Raw genomic sequence first — 822 nt, forward strand, 5'->3', positions numbered from 1 at the left:
CATGATACGAATGCGCTATTAGGTACAGAATCACCGAATGCTCGACTAAGTATCTCTTTTTGACATTTTAAGAACGTTTCTACATTCTCAACGCTGTATTCAAAGCCTTCTGATTTGTTGTGTAAATCTAAAAAAACAGATTCCACAGACACGTTTTGTTCGTTCTGTACGGCTTGAATGGCGGCTTCTGTACGCGATTGTTCGGGTAGGTCATCATCGATATTCGACACGGCTATATATACACCTTCAAAACGCTCAGTTTGCCATTGTTTGGCCGCTAACTGTTGCGCCTCTTCACTTTTACACCAGTCGTTAAATGCAAGCCTTTCAGCTTCTCGACTTTTGCGCCACTCTTCGTGTGATTGTTCCATTTATTCCCTCTACTTAGATGTATTTCGATTTATCTGTTTGAGCTAACGTTTTTTCTGATAGCTCTAGAATGTCGTCAATATACTTCTCAGCGTGTTCGCTAACACCAATATCTTTTAAGAACTTGAGAGCAATTGAATTATTAGCAAGTTGCTGAGTAAGAAGCCCAACGTCTGATTTAAGACTCTCTACCTGTTTAGGTAGAGATATTCCTTTAGCCACAATTTACCCTCTTAGTTAGTTTCTTTCTAGAACAGGGACTAGGAAACTCCCTGTGCTCCCTTGCAACCATGCTCGATGCAGAGTGGTTCTTGCTACAAGTTTTCGCATGAATTTCGGCAAAGGTTTTTTACCAACACCAGCGGTTTTATAAGCGTTTATACGCACATATTCAAACGAATCACGGTCTAGCATATATTCCCCTTAAATCAGTAACATGATACGAATGCGCTA

At 40.4% G+C, this 822-nt stretch carries 2 protein-coding genes; both read right to left on the minus strand.

Annotated elements, in window-relative coordinates; genetic code table 11:
* Positions 1–371 (minus strand): hypothetical protein (locus tag AB4496_RS04890; protein ID WP_137002694.1); only part of this gene is annotated, 371 nt, incomplete at its 3' end.
* Positions 372–384: 13 nt separating this feature from the next.
* Entirely contained in the window at positions 385–591 is a 207-nt protein-coding gene (locus AB4496_RS04895) for a hypothetical protein (protein ID WP_102258302.1), read from the minus strand.
* Positions 592–822 lie beyond the last annotated feature (231 nt).

It is taken from the genome of Vibrio sp. 10N.222.46.A1 (assembly GCF_041473595.1).
Taxonomy (GTDB): domain Bacteria; phylum Pseudomonadota; class Gammaproteobacteria; order Enterobacterales; family Vibrionaceae; genus Vibrio; species Vibrio tasmaniensis_A.